The sequence below is a fragment of the Streptomyces sp. NPDC001544 genome, assembly GCF_042894285.1.
Taxonomy (GTDB): Bacteria; Actinomycetota; Actinomycetes; order Streptomycetales; family Streptomycetaceae; genus Streptomyces.
In genome coordinates, this window is the sequence record NZ_JBIAVN010000019.1 from 115,061 (window position 1) to 132,064 (window position 17,004).

A 17,004-nucleotide genomic window follows, 5' to 3' on the forward strand; every position below is an offset into this window, starting at 1 on the left:
TCCAAAACGCCTGCCGTACGACACGAAAGTCCTCATTGGCCATGTCTGAGACAACTGGTGCCAGCTACGCAGCCGCGGGCGTCGACATCGAGGCGGGCGACCGCGCCGTCGAGCTCATGAAGGAGTGGGTGAAGAAGACGCAGCGCCCCGAGGTCCTCGGCGGCCTCGGCGGCTTCGCCGGGCTCTTCGACGCCTCCGCCCTCAAGCGCTACGAGCGTCCCCTCCTCGCCTCCGCCACGGACGGCGTCGGCACCAAGGTCGACATCGCCCGGCAGCTCGGCGTGTACGACACCATCGGCCACGACCTGGTCGCCATGGTCATGGACGACATCGTGGTGTGCGGTGCCGAGCCCCTGTTCATGACCGACTACATCTGCGTCGGCAAGGTCCACCCCGAGCGGGTCGCCGCCATCGTCAAGGGCATCGCGGAGGGCTGCGTACTGGCCGGCTGCGCCCTGGTGGGCGGTGAGACGGCCGAGCACCCGGGTCTGCTGGGCGAGGACGACTTCGACGTCGCCGGCGCCGGTACGGGCGTCGTGGAGGCCGACCGGCTCCTCGGCGCGGACCGTATCCGCGAGGGGGACGCGGTGATCGCCATGGCGTCCTCCGGGCTTCACTCGAACGGATACTCCCTGGTCCGCCACGTCCTGCTGAACACCGCGGGCCTCTCGCTCGACGCGCGGATCGAGGAGCTCGGCCGCACCCTGGGCGAGGAACTGCTGGAGCCCACGAAGATCTACTCCCTGGACTGCCTGGCCCTCGTCCGCACCGCCGACGTGCACGCCTTCAGCCACATCACCGGCGGCGGGCTGGCCGCCAACCTGGCCCGGGTGATCCCGGACACACTGCACGCGAGGGTCGACCGCTCCACCTGGACCCCGGGCGCGATCTTCGACCTCGTGGGCAGGACCGGCGACGTCGAGCAGCTGGAGCTGGAGAAGACCCTGAACATGGGTGTCGGCATGATGGCGATCGTGCCGGAGGAGTCCGTGGACGTGGCCCTGGCGACCCTGGCCGACCGCGGGGTCGACGCCTGGGTGGCAGGCGAGATCACCGACCGGGGCGACCACGGAACCGGCGCCGAGCTGGTCGGTACGTATTCAGTCTGACGGCGCCGCGGTCTGAACCCGCGGGTAGCACAGAACCCGGTCGGTGGCAGTGCCACCGACCGGGTGAGTGCTCAATGCAAGGTCAAGCGCCGCGACGGTGTTGTGAGGGACCGTCGTCCTCATCCTCGTCGTCGTCCTCATAGAGGTCGGCGTACCGAGAGTAAAGATCGTCCTCGTCGTCCTCATCGTCCTCGAACGGCTCGCCGTTCGGCGGCTGGCTCGAAGTTGATGCGCCCAGTTCACTGGCCAGACGCGACAGGTCAGTCCCACCGCTGTTGTACTTCAGCTGGCGGGCGACCTTCGTCTGCTTGGCCTTGGCCCGGCCGCGCCCCATGGCTCGACCCCCTCGGTGACGGGGCTCGACGGCCCCAGAGTCTGACACGCGTTCATGATCTGGAACGGACTCTCCGCGGAGAGGCCGGTCCGTAGGGCTTCCACGGTACCTGAGCCCGCGCCCATACGGTACGTCGCCCGCAGCACGCGCGTGTGCACAGCCCCTGCGAGGCGCCCCGTCCTCGCTGGTCAGTGGCGATTTTAACCACTTATCCCGGGACGACCCGCCGACGGAAGTGAGAGTTCTCTCCAAGTTCCCGCCGACGGGTACCGGTCATGCGTGCGAAGCCCTGCCCTCCGCCATCCGCTGCTCGGCGATCCGGTCGGCCGCGGCGGCCGGCGGAATACCGTCCTCCTTCGCACGTGCGAATATGGCCAGCGTGGTGTCGAAGATCTTCGCCGCCTTCGCCTTGCACCGGTCGAAGTCGAACCCGTGGAGCTCGTCGGCGACCTGGATGACCCCGCCGGCGTTCACCACGTAGTCCGGCGCGTACAGGATCCCGCGGTCGGCGAGGTCCTTCTCCACGCCCGGGTGGGCGAGCTGGTTGTTGGCCGCGCCGCACACCACCTTGGCGGTGAGCACCGCCACGGAGTCGTCGTTCAGCGCGCCGCCGAGCGCGCAGGGCGCGTAGATGTCGAGGCCCTCGACGCGGATCAGAGCCTCGGTGTCGGCGACGGCCGTGACGCCCTCGGCGTGCTGGTCGACGACCCGCCGCACGGCCTCCGCGCGCACGTCCGTGATCACGACCTCGGCGCCCTCGTCCCGCAGGTGCCGCACCAGGTGGTGCCCGACCTTGCCGACGCCCGCGATGCCGACCCTGCGGCCGCGCAGCGAGGGGTCGCCCCACAGGTGCTGGGCGGAGGCCCGCATGCCCTGGTAGACACCGAAGGCGGTGAGGACGGAGGAGTCGCCGGCCCCGCCGTTCTCCGGGGAGCGGCCCGTCGTCCAGCGGCACTCGCGCGCCACGACGTCCATGTCGGCGACGTACGTGCCCACGTCGCAGGCGGTGACGTACCGCCCGCCGAGCGAGGCCACGAACCGCCCGTAGGCGAGCAGCAGGTCCTCGGTCTTGTGCCGCTCCGGGTCGCCGATGATCACGGCCTTGCCGCCGCCGTGGTCGAGACCGGCCATGGCGTTCTTGTACGACATCCCGCGCGCGAGGTTGAGGGCGTCGGCGACGGCCTCCGCCTCGGTCGCGTACGGATAGAAGCGGGTACCGCCGAGCGCGGGGCCCAGCGCGGTGGAGTGGATGGCGATGACGGCCTTGAGTCCGCTGGCGCGGTCCTGGCAGAGCACGACTTGCTCATGACCGCCCTGGTCCGAGTGGAACAGGGTGTGCAGTACATCAGCAGGTGCGCCGGTCACGTCGGTCACTGTGGTGACTCCTGTTGCGAGTAGCGGCGGTGGTCCTGGGACCAGCTCCCATGGGGGTCCCCCCACGCTTTTGGCGGTGGGGGAGGGTGGCGGGTGCTGGGGCTGAGCGTAGAACACTGCCCGGCCGCCATCCGCGCAGTGTTCAGGATCACTCTCCGGTAGCTTCCACGCACGCATCGGCATGACACGATTTGCAGAGATTTCCCGTCGTCCGGAGCCCGGCTCGCGCGGATTCGGTGTCCGCCCCGCGAGGGTTTCGAGCCGAACCCGGTGGGGAGGGAGCAGGCGTGCCCAAGGTGTCCTCGGTGATCGTCCCCTACACCACGTACCTGCGTGTGTACGAGCCGCTGGCCGCCTTCCCCGAGCCCGAGCGCGGCCACTGGGCGCGGTACGCCCGCCGCCCGGAACGCCCCTCCTACCAGGACGAACTCCGCCGCTCGCTCGCCGACCTGCTGCCCACCCCGCCGGTCCCGGTGCCGGTGCACGAGAGCGGCGACGCCTTCGTCCTGGACATCGACGGGGTCGTCTGCGTGTGCCCGTGGCGGACCCGGCTGCGCGGCTGGCAGGCGCTCGGCGACCTCGCCGAGGAGCTGCCGCCGGCGGTCCTGGACGCGGTGCTGCCCCCGGTCGTGCGCCAGCAGGCCGGCCGGGACTACGAGCGCTGGCTCGACCGCAACCCCGACGCCCGCCCCTGGATCCGTACCGCGACCTGGCAGGTGCCGCTCGACTGGTTCGTCCTGGTGTCCGACGAGGAGCGGGAGTACGCCAAGGGCGCCGGGGACCTGGGGGCGGCCGGCGCCGAGCCGCCCGTGCTGCGCTACCGCACGCCCATGGTGCAGGCCCGGCGCCGGGTGGCCCGCGGGCTGCGCGCGCTGAAGGACGCCATCGAGGAAGGGCCGCTGATCGACGGCCTGGTGGACGTGGGCCGCTGGCTGGAGGAGTTCCACCCGCGCTCACTGGTGGAGCTGGACTACGGCGGCCTGGTGCACGTGCTGCCCGCCGGGGAGCTCGAGGGCGATCACTCGGCGGCCGACGTGGCCGAGGGGATCGAAGCGCTGCGCCGCGGGGACGGGGCCGCCGCCGGTGAGGCGTACGGGCGGCTCGTGGAGCGGTGGCGGTCGGTGCGGGATCGGCGTTCCGCGAACTGACGGGGCGTGAGTGACGTGGATCACGGCCGAAACTGCCTCGAACAGCGTACGGTTGCGCCACTTCGGTGACCTGACGGGATGTTGGTCCCGAACTGGGCTTTTGTCCGGAAGAGTGCCGCAAGGGTGATGGACCGCACGTACACGGCCCTTGCGCCACTTGCCCCTCCTCATGCCAAAATAGGACAAGGAGTCCGGGGAGGGCTCCATCCGTCCGCTTGTGCTTCATTGTGGGGGGAATCTCAGCATTGCACGCTTTGGGGGGTCTCGTGACTCCCGATCGCCAGTGTGACTGATCGTCACACTGGCGTGACTGTCCGCTATGGCATGGTCCATCGGCTTCCGTCGCTGATGAACACCTGGGAGGGCAATTCCATCGGTTTGGCCGACGCGGCTGGACGGATGGTGTAGTTGTAGTGCCGAGGACAAGCCGTTCGTCCTATAACCGACTCGACTCGCGTCCGCCATTTCGGGCAACGCGGGTCAAGGTGCAGAATTTAGAGGAAAGAACCGAGAAGGTTCGGTTCTCCCGAGGAGGCCGCTCATGACCGCTCGCACCCCTGATGCCGAGCCGCTGCTGACCCCGGCTGAGGTCGCCACCATGTTCCGCGTGGACCCGAAGACGGTCACGCGGTGGGCGAAGGCCGGCAAGCTCACGTCGATCCGTACGCTCGGCGGGCACCGCCGCTACCGCGAGGCCGAGGTCCGCGCGCTGCTCGCGGGCATCCCGCAGCAGCGCAGCGAGGCCTGAACAACTGAATAACCGGGCGATGCGGCAGGTCCCCCAACCGGCCGAGAAGCCCGAAACCTAGCTCCAAGCGACGCGGGACCTGCCCCAACAGGCCCCTCTCCCAAGCCGAACAGAGCTCGCTGGCAAGCGATACAGGGTGCGTCGTCGATCGCGCTGGACTCCGCCGGGTCCAGCGCGATCTTTTTTGTGCGGCGGGGGGCGTCCGCGCGGGTCCGTCTGGGCAGGCTTGTGGAACTCTGGGGAGCCGTGTCGGATCGGCCGGGGGACAGCCGTCAGGTCTGGTGCAATTGCACATATTAAATTGACCAGTTGTAGGTCGCGTGTAAGTACCGTGCTTTTAAAAAGTCATGCGGTGACACCCGTCACATTGGGGAACGCCTGTTACGGCCGGCCCGTGCGGGGCGGACGGTCACGCCGGAGACGGGCTCTCGTCCTCGGCGGCCTCGTCCGTGGGCAGCGGACCGCACGGCGGCGAGTCCAGCGCCAGCCGCAGCAGGTGGTGGCAGATCGGGCAGTGGCGGGTCAGATGCCCGTAGGACGAGGCAGCCGCCAGATGCGCCCTGAGGAGCGCCCGCGTCTCGTGCCTGACCGATGCCGCCATACGCCACCTCCGGGGCCGCTCGAGGGGAACCCGGCCCTGTTTTCTGGGTACCGGCGGAATGTGACGCCGTCAAGGCCGCCGCGCGGCTCCGCCGGTCGTGCTGTGCGCCTCGGCGGGCGCCGCTCGTGCCGTGCGGCTCGGCCGGCGCCGCTCGTGCCGTGCGGGGCGCGTGCAGCCGGCCACTGGGGATGCCGCCCCCAGACCCCCGCTTCGGGCCTGAACGGCCTCGTCCTCGAACGCCGGACGGGCTGAGAGCCGCGCGGGCTGGGCATGACTGAGGCCCGCATCCCTTGGGGATGCGGGCCTCTTCTGCGGTCCTGACGGGATTTGAACCCGCGGCCTCCACCTTGACAGGGTGGCGAGCACTCCAAACTGCTCCACAGGACCAGGTTTCGCGGCGCCCGCCGACGGAGTCGGCCATTCGGCACTGCGTCGCGTTGCGCTGCGAGAAGGACTGTACAGGAGGGGGAGGGCCCTGGTCGAACTCACTCCCCGTACCGGGTCGATTACGGGACAGCCGCGTCGATCGCCTTCACGATCCGCTTGTCCGAGACGGGGTACGCCGTGCCCAGCGCGTGGGCGAAGTAGCTGACCCGGAGCTCCTCGATCATCCAGCGGATGTCCAGGACGGAGGAGGGGACGGGCCGGCCCTGGGGGAGCTGCTCCAGGAGCCACGCGTACTCGTCCTGCATCTCATGGACCTTCTCCATGCGCGTGGTGTCCCGCTGGACGCTCGTCGGCATCTGCTGCAGACGCCGGTCCGCGGCCACCAGGTACCGCATGAGGTCGGGCAGCCGGCGTATCCCCGCCGCCGTCACGAAGCCCGGCTTCACGAGGCCGTCGAGCTGCGCCCGCACGTCCGCCAGGTTCGGCAGCAGCACGGGGCTCCGGACGGCCTTCAGCCGCCGCTCGCAGGACTGCCAGGCGGCCAGCACCTGCTGCACCTGGCCCACCGTCCGCACGGTCGTGTCGACGATCTCCGCGCGCACCTTGTCGTACAGCTTGCGGTACGACTCCTCGTCCCACACCGGGCCCCCGAAGTCCGCGATCAGCTTGTCCGCCGCCGCCGTCGCGCAGTCGTCGAACAGCGCCTGGACCGACCCGTGCGGGTTCGCGGACAGGGCCAGCTTCTGGGCGTTCGTCAGGCGGTCGCTCGCGAACTTCGCCGGATTGACCGGGATGTTGCGCAGGATGAGGCGCCGGGTGCCGCGCCACATCGCCTCCGTCTGCTCCGCCTCCGTGTCGAAGAGCCGGACCGAGACCGTGTCGCCGTCGTCCACCAGCGCCGGATACGCCTTCACCGGCTGCCCCGCCCTGCGGGTCTCGAAGACCCGGCTGAGCGTGCCGATGGTCCAGTCGGTGAGGCCCTTGCGCTCCAGGGACTCGCCGCCCTGGCGGGAGGCGGTGGCCGCCGCGGCCTGCGAGAGGGCCTGGCGGGCCTTCGGCTTCAACCGGAGCTTCAGGGCCTCGAGGTCCTTGTCCTCCGCCAGCTTCCGCCGCCGCTCGTCGACGATCCGGAAAGTGATCTTCAGATGGTCAGGGACCTTCGCCCAGTCGAAGTCACCGGCCTCGAAGGGCACACCGACCATGCGTTTCAGCTCGCGGGCCATGGTCGTGGTGAGCGGCTCGGCGAGCGGCGCCGCCTTCTCCAGGAAGGCCTTCGCATAGTTCGGCGCGGGCACGTAGTTGCGGCGGATCGGCTTGGGCAGGGAGCGGATCAGCTCCGTCACCAGCTCCTCCCTGAGCCCCGGGATCTGCCACTCGAAGCCCTCGTCCGTGACCTGGTTGAGGACCTGCAGCGGAATGTGCACGGTCACGCCGTCCGCGTCCGCGCCCGGCTCGAACTGGTACGTGACACGGAACTTGAGCGGGCCCTGGCGCCAGGAGTCCGGATAGTCGGTCTTCGTGACCGCCTCCGCCGACTCCCGGATGAGCATCTCCCGCTCGAAGTCCAGGAACTCCGGCTGCTCGTGCCGCTTCCGCTTCCACCACGAGTCGAAATGGGCACCGGACACGACGTGTTCGGGCACCCGCTGGTCGTAGAAGTCGAACAGCGTCTCGTCGTCGACCACGATGTCCCGGCGCCGCGCCCGGTGCTCCAGCTCCTCGACCTCGCTGAGGAGCCGGCGGTTGTCCGCGAAGAACTTGTGGTGCGTGCGCCAGTCGCCCTCGACCAGCGCGTTCCGGATGAACAGCGCACGGCTGGCCTCCGGGTCGATCCGGCCGTAGTTGACCTTCCGGTCGGCGACGATCGGCACGCCGTACAGCGTGACCTTCTCGTACGCCATCACGGCCGCCTGGTCCTTCTCCCAGTGCGGCTCGCTGTACGTCCGCTTCAGCAGATGGCCGGCGAGCGGCTCGACCCACTCGGGTTCGATTTTGGCGTTGACGCGGGCCCACAGCCGTGACGTCTCCACCAGTTCGGCCGACATGACGAACCGCGGCGTCTTCTTGAACAGCGCCGAACCCGGGAAGATCGCGAACTTGGCGTTGCGCGCGCCCAGGTACTCGTTCTTCGCGCCGTCCTTCACATCCTTCATGCCGATGTGCGAAAGCAAACCGGCGAGGAGGGAGACGTGGATACGGTCGTCCGGGGCGTCCTCGTCGTTGAGATGGATGCCCATCTGCTTGGCGACCGTGCGCAGCTGCGTGTAGATGTCCTGCCACTCCCGGATGCGCAGGAAGTTCAGATACTCCTGCTTGCACATCCGCCGGAAGGAACTGGACCCCCGTTCCTTCTGCTGCTCGCGGATGTACCGCCACAGGTTCAGATAGGCGAGGAAGTCGCTGGTCTCGTCCTTGAAACGGGCGTGCTGCTGGTCGGCCTGGGTCTGCTTGTCCACGGGGCGCTCACGCGGGTCCTGGATGGACAGCGCGGCGGCGATCACCATGACCTCGCGGACACAGCCGTTCTTCTCCGCCTCCAGCACCATGCGCGCCAGGCGCGGGTCGACGGGGAGCTGGGCGAGTTTGCGGCCGGTGTCCGTCAGGCGCTTGCGCGGGTCCTTCTGGGCCGGGTCGAGGGCGTGCAGCTCCTGCAGCAGCTGGACGCCGTCGCGGATGTTGCGGTGGTCCGGCGGATCGATGAAGGGGAACTTCTCGATGTCGCCGAGGCCGGCCGCGGTCATCTGCAGGATGACGGACGCCAGGTTCGTACGGAGGATCTCCGCGTCCGTGAACTCCGGACGGGAGAGGAAGTCGTCCTCGCTGTAGAGGCGGATGCAGACACCGTCGGAGGTACGCCCGCAGCGGCCCTTGCGCTGGTTCGCGCTGGCCTGCGAGACCGGCTCGATGGGCAGCCGCTGCACCTTCGTGCGATGGCTGTAGCGGCTGATCCGGGCGAAACCGGGGTCGATGACGTACTTGATACCGGGGACGGTCAGGGACGTCTCCGCCACGTTGGTCGCCAGCACGATCCGGCGGCCGGTGTGCGGCTGGAAGACGCGGTGCTGCTCGGCGTGGGAGAGCCGGGCGTACAGCGGCAGGATCTCCGTCATTCTGTACTGCTTCTTGGTGAGCGCGTCGGCCGTGTCCCGGATCTCCCGCTCCCCGGAGAGGAAGACGAGGATGTCCCCCTTCCCCTCCGCCATCAGTTCCTCGACGGCGTCGGTGATCGCGGTGATCTGGTCGCGGTCGGCGTCGTCCGAGTCCTCCTCCAGCAGTGGCCGGTAGCGCACCTCCACCGGATACGTCCGCCCGCTCACCTCGACGATCGGCGCGTCGCCGAAATGCCGCGAGAAGCGCTCGGGGTCGATGGTGGCCGAAGTGATGACGACCTTCAGGTCGGGCCTGCTCGGCAGCAGCTGGGCGAGATACCCCAGCAGGAAGTCGATGTTGAGGGACCGCTCATGGGCCTCGTCGATGATGATCGTGTCGTAGGCGCGCAGCTCGCGGTCGGTCTGGATCTCGGCGAGCAGGATGCCGTCCGTCATCAGCTTCACGAAGGTGGCGTCCGGGTTCACCTGGTCGGTGAACCGCACCTTCCAGCCGACGGCCTCGCCGAGAGGGGTGTCCAGCTCCTCGGCGACCCGCTCGGCGACGGTACGGGCGGCGATGCGGCGGGGCTGCGTGTGCCCGATCATGCCGCGTACACCGCGCCCGAGCTCCAGGCAGATCTTCGGGATCTGCGTCGTCTTTCCGGACCCGGTCTCACCGGCGACGATGACGACCTGGTGATCACGGATGGCGGCCGCGATCTCGTCCTTCTTCTGGCTGACCGGCAGTTGTTCGGGATAGGTGACGGCGGGCACATGGGAGCGCCGCTCGTCCATCCGGGTCTCGGCCTTGCTCACCTCTGCCTCGATCTCGGCGAGGACGGCGGCGCGGGCCTCCGGCTTACGGATCTTGCGCGCGCCCTCGAGCCTGCGCCCGAGCCGGTGCGCGTCGCGCAGCGACAGCTCGGTCAGGCGGGAGGCGAGGGTGCCGAGGGCGGGGGCAGGGTGCGTAGACATACGCGGTCCAGGATCTCACCTCGGCGAAATTCCTGGCTAACGAATTGCGTCCGGCGGTTCAGCAGGGGGTTCTCCCACCCGCCACCCGTACGGCACCGTCGACGACTGCCGGGCCCCGGGGGAGCCGGTCGCCGTCGCCGAAGGTGCTCGGCTGCCCCGATGGCGGCCCCGGTCACTGGTTCTGCTGAGCCGACGGAGCCGGCTGCTGAGCCGATGGAGCCGGCTGCGGAGGCTCCCGGCGATGCCCGTCGCCCAGGGCGATCGACCTCGCCGTATTGGACACCGCCTTGATCCCCAGGTAAGCGGTGGTCGTGCCGCTCACCGCGGTGAACGCGGCCGTCAGCACCCCGACGATCACCGCTCTGTCCCCGTCGAGCTGCCACACCCCGAAGATCGCGACCGCGGCTATGGCGAGGTTGCTGAACACCACCGCCATCAGCCCGTACCGAGCCCGGTCCTTCTCCAGCTCGACGTCCTGACCCGCTCTCGCGTCGTCCCGGCTCATCGTCCCCCGCCCCCGGAAATCGCAGCCCGCAGCTCCGCAGCCCAGGCATCCACCTGCGCGCGGTCATATCCCGGCGGACGATATCGAAGCGGTCGTAGGCGCGCCACGCGATGCCGACCCCCTGGCGGATTAGGGCCTGTCCGGCGGATCAGGTCGCAGGGCACGGGCGGTGCGTCATCGGTGCTGGTGAGCGGGGCGAATGGGGGTGCCCCCGCGCGAGCTCATTCGAGCGTGGGGGAGCGTCCGGCTGCAAGGCGGAGGAGGGCGTCGACGCGATGGGGGAGTCGGCAACCGACGACAACGCCGGTGGGGGCACCGCCCGCTCGAGCGAAGCCGAGAGTGGGGGAGGGCGTGCCAAGCCCCGCGTCTGCGGCATGATCCGCCGGACAGGCCCTAGTGCCGCCTTCACCCGTCCGGGCGCCGCTGGGCGGTGCGAACGAGTCCTTGCGTATGCGTGGACAGCCTCGCCTGCGCAGGCTGGGGAGTGCCGCCACCCGTGATCCACAGCGAGGGACGATGATCGTATCGGTGATGTCGATGCCGGAAGGGAGCGTCACACGAACTCACATGTCCGAGGCACGGAAGCGTCTCGCGGCATCCCGTTTCCTGTTCGTCGACATCGAACTGTCCGAAAACCCACCGCACGACGAAACGCCGGTCGCCCGCCAGCTCGGTCTCGAGGCCGCGGGCCTGACGTGGCTGGGCACGGAGGGCGAGGCCGCGCGGGCCGAGTTCCTCGGGGACAGCGCCGGGTTCGTCATACCCGTGGTCGAGGCGGACCAGGTCACTCATGTCCATGCCTTCGTGACCGAGCGGCACCTGATCACCGTTCACCGCGGGCCGATCGCACTGATGCGCAGCGTGACGACCCGGCTGCCGAACGAGAGGCCCCCGGACACCGTGGCCACGCTGTTCCTGCTGCTGCAGGAGGCCCTGGAGACGTTTCGCCGCTCGGCCGTGCAGGCCCTGCTGGAGGTGGAGGAGCTCGAGGACGAGATGTTCCAGCGGCGCAGCCCCCAGCAGATCTACCAGCTGACCCTGCTACGACGCCGCTCGGCCCTCCTGCACCACACGCTCCTGCCCTATCTGCAGGTGACGGACGAGGCCTTCACGCGGAGGATGATGAACCCCCATTTCCCGGAGGAGCGGCAGCGCCTGGCTCGCGCCTTCCAGCACAGCTCAAGGCTGGTGCTCAAGGACATCGAGTCCCTTCAGGACGCCTCGCGGCGGGCCTTCGTCAGTTACTCCACCCTCGTGTCCGGCGAGCAGAACGGCGTGATCAACCGACTGGCCATCGTGTCGGTGATCTTCCTGCCCCTGTCGTTCCTGACGGGGTTCTTCGGCATGAACTTCACGTACATGACCGACGAGTTGGAGAGCAAGGTCGTCTTCTGGCTGCTCGCTGTGGGCCTGCAGGTGACCGTTCTGTGCGTCGCTCTCTACGTACTGCATCGCACCCGGGTCTGGCGCAGGCTGCGCGACGACGACCCCGAGGACCGGTGAACACGAGAACGGCCTCACTGGATGATCTCCAGTGAGGCCGTTTGCCCTGGTGGGGCGGCTGTGGCTGGGGCCGGGGTCGAACCGGCGACCTATCGCTTTTCAGGCGATCGCTCGTACCAACTGAGCTACCCAGCCACGGGGTTTCACGTGAAACAAAACCCCAGCGGTCCTGACGGGATTTGAACCCGCGGCCTCCACCTTGACAGGGTGGCGAGCACTCCAAACTGCTCCACAGGACCAAGCGTTGTGTACGACAGTGTCGCACACGGTGTTGCGTGCCCCCAACGGGATTCGAACCCGTGCTACCGCCTTGAAAGGGCGGCGTCCTAGGCCGCTAGACGATGAGGGCTATCGGCCCGCCTGGGCGCTTCTCAGCGCGTCGGGGACGTGAGAAGCATATGGGATGGCGAGGGGTATCGCCAAAACGGTTTACGGGGCCGTGGACGAAGGGGCGGGTGACGAGGGTGGCGGGCTTGTCGGGACCTGGCTCGCGCCGGGCTGGTTCTCCTGCGGGAGGTGGCGGCTGACCTCGGCCGTCGTCAGGCCCAGGCCGCCCAGCTTGATCGCGTCCCAGGCCTGGAGGCGCCGGGTGTCCCGGTCGAAGTAGAGGATCGACGCCTCGATCGGCGCCGGGTACTTGTGCTCGACGGCGCGCAGGCCGCTGCCGCCCGTGGAGCCCTCGATGCGCAGCCGGGTCCCCTTCTTCATGATCTCGTCGCCCTCGTGGTGGAGGTGCCCGGCCAGCACCAGGGGCACCTCACCGTCGGTCTCGCGGGCGGCGGAGGGCTCGTGGATCATGGCGACGTCCACCGGGGTGCCGGCGGTCCGCTGGTCGCGCAGGGCGGAGGCCAGCCGGTCCCCCGCCTGCTGCTCCTGGGTGTCGCTGAGCCGGCCCGAGCGGTCCGGGGTGAACTGCGGATCGCCCATCCCCGCGAAGCGCAGGCCGGCCACCGACTCGGCCTTGCCGTCGTCCAGGATGTGCACGTTCCTCATCCGCCCCAGGTACCGCTGGGTGACCCGCGAGTCGTGGTTGCCGCGGACCCACACGTACGGGACGCCCAGGTCGGCGATCGGGTCGAGGAAGCCGTTCTCGGCCGCCGTGCCGTGGTCCATGGTGTCGCCGGTGTCGACGATCACGTTCACCTTGTACTCCGCCACCAGCGAGGCGATGATCTTCCAGCTCGCCGGGTTGAGGTGGATGTCCGACACGTGCAGCACCCGGATCGTGGTGGGGTCCGGCTGGTAGGCAGGCAGCGTGGACGTGACGTCGTACAGCTTGGTCACGTTCGTCACCAGGCGGGCCAGCTCCTTCTGGTAGACGTCGAACTCCGTGACGATGCTGCGCGCGTTGCCGACGAGTGAGGGCGCGGAGGACAGCAGACCGGAGAAGCGCGGCTCCAGGACCGACTCGGGGTTCCAGGTGGCGTACGCGGTCGCGCCGGACGCCGCGAGGAGGGTGAACGCCAGCCCGCCGGCGGCCAGGGCGCGGCGCGGACGGCGGTAGACCGCGAGGCCGAGCGCCGTCGCGCCGGAGACCACGGCGACGCAGGAGCGTACGGCCAGGTCGACGGTGCCGTGCTCGACGTCGTGGGCGATCTCGTCCTGCAGGCCGGAGATGCGTTCGGGGTGGTCGACCAGGGCCTGGGAGCGGACCGGGTCGAGCTGGTCGACGTTGACGTCGAGGCGCACCGGAGCGACGTGGCTGTCGAGCGAGAGCGCGCCGAGCGGTGCGACGTTGATCTTGGTGCCGCCGGTCAGGGACGGGCGCAGGGTCATCGTCGTGTTCATCGGGCCGACCGGGGCCCGTACGTCGCCCACGATCAGCAGGCCCAGCCAGGCGCCGACCAGGACGACGCCCGTCAGGCCGAGGGCGCGGGCCCAGGGGCTGGGACGGGCGGCGAGTTCGAGCGGAGGGAGGGGGCGGGGCTCCTTCCGGAAGCGGGCGGCCTTCCGGAAGCGGGGGTTCTTCCGGATGCGGTGGGTGCGGTTCTTGGTCCGGTTCAGCATGTGGTCCAGGGCTGCGACGGGGACGCGGGCCATTGGTGCCGTATGCCCGGTCATGTGCAGGGGTATGCGGTGCTCCAAGACCTTCGTACGAGGGTGCCGTACCGGACAATGGGCCTGTGCTGGAGATGACGCGCGAGGAGTTCGAGGAGCTGGTCGCCGAGGCGCTCGACCGGATTCCGCCGGAGCTGACACGGCTGATGGACAACGTCGCGGTGTTCGTGGAGGACGAACCGCCCGCCGACGACCCCGAGCTGCTCGGGCTGTACGAGGGGACGCCGCTCACGGAGCGCGGCGAGTGGTACGCGGGCGTGCTGCCGGACCGGATCACCGTCTACCGGGGGCCGACGCTGCGGATGTGCGAGACCCGCGAGGACGTGGTCGCGGAGACCGAGGTGACCGTGGTGCACGAGATCGCCCACCACTTCGGCATCGACGACGAGCGGCTGCACGCGCTCGGGTACGGCTGAGTCGCTTCGGGCCCTTTCCGGCGGGTCGCGTGTCCTCTTGTGGGCGGCGGGAGTTGGGCAGGTTGACTTCTTCACCCTTGGGAGGTGGCCGCCGTGCGTCCCTTGTCCGTACCCGTCCGTCTGGCCGCCACGGCGATGGTCCTCGCCGCCGCCTCCGGCTGTGTGAGTGTGGGCGACGACGCGGACCCGGGCAGACCCGCGCACTCGGCGGGACAGCGGGACGGTCGCGCGCCCGACGGCCTGGCGGTGGTGTCGGGGCACGGCGGTGGGTACGACGGCGGTCCGGCCGACGGCAAGCACCGGCACGGCGGGAAGGCCAGGCCGGGCAAGTCGGCCTCGGCGTCGGCCGAGCCGTCGGCGCCGGGCAGCGCCTCCCCGACCGCGCCGGCCAAGCCGGGAAGGACCGCCGGGCCGGGCGAGCCCGCGCCGACCGACGCCCAGCCCGTGCCCTCGCGGACGGCCGAGCCCACGCCCACACCCCCGCCGCCGCCTCCTCCGCCGCCGCCCACGCCGACCAGCGCGCCCCCGTCCGCCGAGCCCTCGTCGTCGGCGCACGAGGAGACGGGGCCGCAGTTGGTCGAGCGGGAGCCGGCGCCGGAGGCCGGGTCACCGGTGTAGCGGGACGCCGGGCCGTGTGACGTAGCTCAACGAGTCCCGGTTTGCCTTCGGGGGTGTGGGGTGCGTATCTTGGTAGATCGTTTGATCCCATTTGCCCGGCGCCACTGCAGAGCGCGCCGTGTGGCGCGTACTCTCCTTTGCCGTGGCTGACCGCATAGAGGCGGTCGTATTGCGAATCACGGAGTTGACGGGCGCGTGCCGACGAGACTCCGGAAGGTTTCGCATACGCATGTCCATTTCCAGTACTGATCACGTCGTGGCGCCCGAGAACATCGAGGCGGACAACGCCGAGTTCATCGAGGCCAACGACGAGACCGGCACCCCCGAGGTCACCTTCGCGGACCTCGGTCTCCCCGAGGGCGTCGTGCGCAAGCTCGCGCAGAACGGCGTCACCACCCCCTTCCCGATCCAGGCCGCGACGATCCCGGACGCCCTGGCCGGCAAGGACATCCTCGGCCGTGGCCGCACCGGCTCCGGCAAGACGCTCTCCTTCGGTCTGCCGACCCTGGCCACGCTGGCCGGCGGTCGCACCGAGAAGCACAAGCCGCGTGCCGTCATCCTCACGCCCACCCGTGAACTCGCCATGCAGGTCGCCGACGCGCTCCAGCCGTACGGTGACGTCCTCGGCCTGAAGATGAAGGTCGTCTGCGGCGGCACGTCGATGGGCAACCAGATCTACGCCCTGGAGAAGGGCGTCGACATCCTGGTCGCCACCCCGGGCCGCCTGCGCGACATCATCAACCGCGGCGCCTGCTCCCTCGAGGACGTGCGGATCGCGGTCCTCGACGAGGCCGACCAGATGTCCGACCTGGGCTTCCTGCCCGAGGTCACCGAGCTGCTCGACCAGGTCCCGGCGGGCGGCCAGCGGATGCTGTTCTCCGCCACGATGGAGAACGAGATCAAGACCCTCGTCGACCGGTACCTGAACGACCCGGCCCTGCACGAGGTCGACGCCGCCCAGGGCGCCGTCACGACGATGTCCCACCACATCCTGATCGTGAAGCCCAAGGACAAGGCGCCGGTCACCGCCGCGATCGCCTCCCGCAAGGGCCGCACCATCATCTTCGTCCGCACCCAGCTCGGCGCCGACCGCGTGGCCGAGCAGCTGCGTGACGCGGGCGTGAAGGCGGACGCGCTGCACGGCGGCATGACCCAGGGCGCCCGTACGCGCACGCTGGCCGACTTCAAGGACGGCTACGTCAACGTCCTGGTCGCCACCGACGTCGCCGCCCGCGGTATCCACGTCGACGGCATCGACCTCGTCCTGAACGTGGACCCGGCCGGCGACCACAAGGACTACCTGCACCGCGCCGGCCGCACGGCTCGCGCGGGCCGCACCGGCACGGTGGTCTCCCTCTCGCTGCCGCACCAGCGTCGGCAGATCTTCCGCCTCATGGAGGACGCCGGCGTCGACGCCGGGCGCCACATCATCCAGGGCGGCGCCGCCTTCGACCCGGAGGTCGCCGAGATCACCGGCGCCCGCTCCATGACCGAGGTCCAGGCCGAGTCCGCGGGCAACGCCGCCCAGCAGGCCGAGCGCGAGGTCGCCCAGCTCACCAAGGAGCTCGAGCGGGCCCAGCGGCGTGCCGCCGAGCTGCGCGAGGAGGCGGACCGGCTGGTCGCCAGGGTCGCCCGTGAGCGGGGCGAGGACCCGGAGGCCGCGGTCGCCCAGGCGCAGGCCGAGGCGCCGACCGTCGCCGAGGTCTCGGTGCCGCAGCAGACGGCCGCGCAGGACGTCGACCGGGTGGAGCGCGAGGAGCGTCCCGCGGCCGCGTCGTCGTACGAGCGTCGTGAGCGCCGTGACGAGCGGGGCGGGCGTTCCTTCGACCGTGACCGTGGTGGACGTTCCTTCGAGCGTCGTGACAACGACCGTGGGTTCGAGCGCCGTGACAACGACCGTGGCGGCTTCCGCCGTGACGACCGCCGGGACGGTGACCGTGGCGGCTTCCGCCGTGACGAGCGCCGTGACGACCGTGGCGGGCGTCCCTTCGAGCGTCGTGACAACGACCGTGGGTTCGAGCGCCGCGACAACGACCGTGGCGGTTTCCGCCGTGACGACCGCCGGGACGGTGACCGTGGCGGCTTCCGCCGTGACGAGCGCCGTGACGACCGTGGCGGGCGTCCCTTCGAGCGTCGTGA

General features: G+C 69.9%; 13 protein-coding genes and 4 tRNA genes. 7 read left to right on the forward strand and 10 right to left on the reverse strand.

Annotation, left to right across the window (positions count from 1 at the left end):
- Positions 1–41 precede the first annotated feature (41 nt).
- Positions 42–1,109: a phosphoribosylformylglycinamidine cyclo-ligase gene (gene purM, locus ACFY0F_RS33650; RefSeq protein WP_388802952.1), complete on the forward strand. Its 1,068-nt coding sequence runs from the start codon at positions 42–44 to the stop codon at positions 1,107–1,109.
- Between the two features lie 82 nt (positions 1,110–1,191).
- Here purM and ACFY0F_RS33655 read toward each other — a convergent pair whose 3' ends face one another.
- Positions 1,192–1,443: a DUF3073 domain-containing protein gene (locus ACFY0F_RS33655; protein WP_161181528.1), complete on the reverse strand. Its 252-nt coding sequence runs from the start codon at positions 1,441–1,443 to the stop codon at positions 1,192–1,194.
- A gap of 273 nt (positions 1,444–1,716) precedes the next feature.
- Positions 1,717–2,817 (reverse strand): Leu/Phe/Val dehydrogenase, encoded by a 1,101-nt coding sequence (locus ACFY0F_RS33660; RefSeq protein WP_388802955.1) that lies wholly within the window; start codon positions 2,815–2,817, stop codon positions 1,717–1,719.
- Between the two features lie 287 nt (positions 2,818–3,104).
- Between ACFY0F_RS33660 and ACFY0F_RS33665 the strand changes: the two genes are divergently transcribed.
- On the forward strand, positions 3,105–3,965 hold the full coding sequence (locus ACFY0F_RS33665) for a hypothetical protein (protein WP_388802958.1): 861 nt from the start codon (positions 3,105–3,107) through the stop codon (positions 3,963–3,965).
- A 541-nt stretch (positions 3,966–4,506) separates the two neighbouring features.
- Positions 4,507–4,713, forward strand: coding sequence for a developmental transcriptional regulator BldC (gene bldC, locus ACFY0F_RS33670; protein WP_003949541.1), 207 nt, complete (start codon positions 4,507–4,509; stop codon positions 4,711–4,713).
- 409 nt (positions 4,714–5,122) lie between these two features.
- On the opposite strand, the gene ACFY0F_RS33675 is transcribed toward bldC, so the two are convergent.
- The 4 genes from ACFY0F_RS33675 to ACFY0F_RS33690 all read right to left on the reverse strand — a co-directional run bounded on the left by ACFY0F_RS33675 (position 5,123) and on the right by ACFY0F_RS33690 (position 10,270).
- Positions 5,123–5,314, reverse strand: coding sequence for a DUF6274 family protein (locus ACFY0F_RS33675; RefSeq protein ID WP_388802961.1), 192 nt, complete (start codon positions 5,312–5,314; stop codon positions 5,123–5,125).
- Positions 5,315–5,626: 312 nt separating this feature from the next.
- Positions 5,627–5,701, reverse strand: a tRNA-Asp gene (locus tag ACFY0F_RS33680).
- A 119-nt stretch (positions 5,702–5,820) separates the two neighbouring features.
- Positions 5,821–9,765, reverse strand: coding sequence for an ATP-dependent RNA helicase HrpA (hrpA, locus tag ACFY0F_RS33685; RefSeq protein ID WP_388802964.1), 3,945 nt, complete (start codon positions 9,763–9,765; stop codon positions 5,821–5,823).
- 172 nt (positions 9,766–9,937) lie between these two features.
- Entirely contained in the window at positions 9,938–10,270 is a 333-nt protein-coding gene (locus tag ACFY0F_RS33690; RefSeq protein ID WP_388802966.1) for a hypothetical protein, read from the reverse strand.
- A gap of 567 nt (positions 10,271–10,837) precedes the next feature.
- On the opposite strand from ACFY0F_RS33690, the gene ACFY0F_RS33695 reads away from it, so the two are divergent.
- Positions 10,838–11,773: a CorA family divalent cation transporter gene (locus ACFY0F_RS33695; RefSeq protein WP_388802969.1), complete on the forward strand. Its 936-nt coding sequence runs from the start codon at positions 10,838–10,840 to the stop codon at positions 11,771–11,773.
- A 61-nt stretch (positions 11,774–11,834) separates the two neighbouring features.
- On the opposite strand, the gene ACFY0F_RS33700 is transcribed toward ACFY0F_RS33695, so the two are convergent.
- The 4 genes from ACFY0F_RS33700 to ACFY0F_RS33715 form a co-directional block, all read right to left on the reverse strand.
- Positions 11,835–11,908: transfer RNA gene (locus ACFY0F_RS33700), tRNA-Phe, on the reverse strand.
- Positions 11,909–11,937: 29 nt separating this feature from the next.
- Positions 11,938–12,012 (reverse strand) — tRNA-Asp (locus ACFY0F_RS33705).
- 37 nt (positions 12,013–12,049) lie between these two features.
- A tRNA-Glu gene (locus ACFY0F_RS33710) sits at positions 12,050–12,122 on the reverse strand.
- A gap of 80 nt (positions 12,123–12,202) precedes the next feature.
- On the reverse strand, positions 12,203–13,813 hold the full coding sequence (locus ACFY0F_RS33715) for a metallophosphoesterase (protein WP_388802972.1): 1,611 nt from the start codon (positions 13,811–13,813) through the stop codon (positions 12,203–12,205).
- Positions 13,814–13,896: 83 nt separating this feature from the next.
- Here ACFY0F_RS33715 and ACFY0F_RS33720 point away from each other — a divergent pair, with 83 nt between their 5' ends.
- The 3 genes from ACFY0F_RS33720 to ACFY0F_RS33730 form a co-directional block, all read left to right on the forward strand.
- Positions 13,897–14,247 carry a metallopeptidase family protein gene (locus ACFY0F_RS33720; RefSeq protein ID WP_189417147.1) on the forward strand — a complete coding sequence of 117 codons (351 nt, stop codon included), beginning with the start codon at positions 13,897–13,899 and terminating at the stop codon, positions 14,245–14,247.
- A gap of 93 nt (positions 14,248–14,340) precedes the next feature.
- The gene (locus tag ACFY0F_RS33725) at positions 14,341–14,865 is read left to right on the forward strand and encodes a hypothetical protein (RefSeq protein WP_388802976.1); all 525 of its coding nucleotides are present in this window, start codon (positions 14,341–14,343) and stop codon (positions 14,863–14,865) included.
- 229 nt (positions 14,866–15,094) lie between these two features.
- Positions 15,095–17,004 (forward strand): DEAD/DEAH box helicase (locus ACFY0F_RS33730; RefSeq protein ID WP_388802979.1); only part of this gene is annotated, 1,910 nt, incomplete at its 3' end.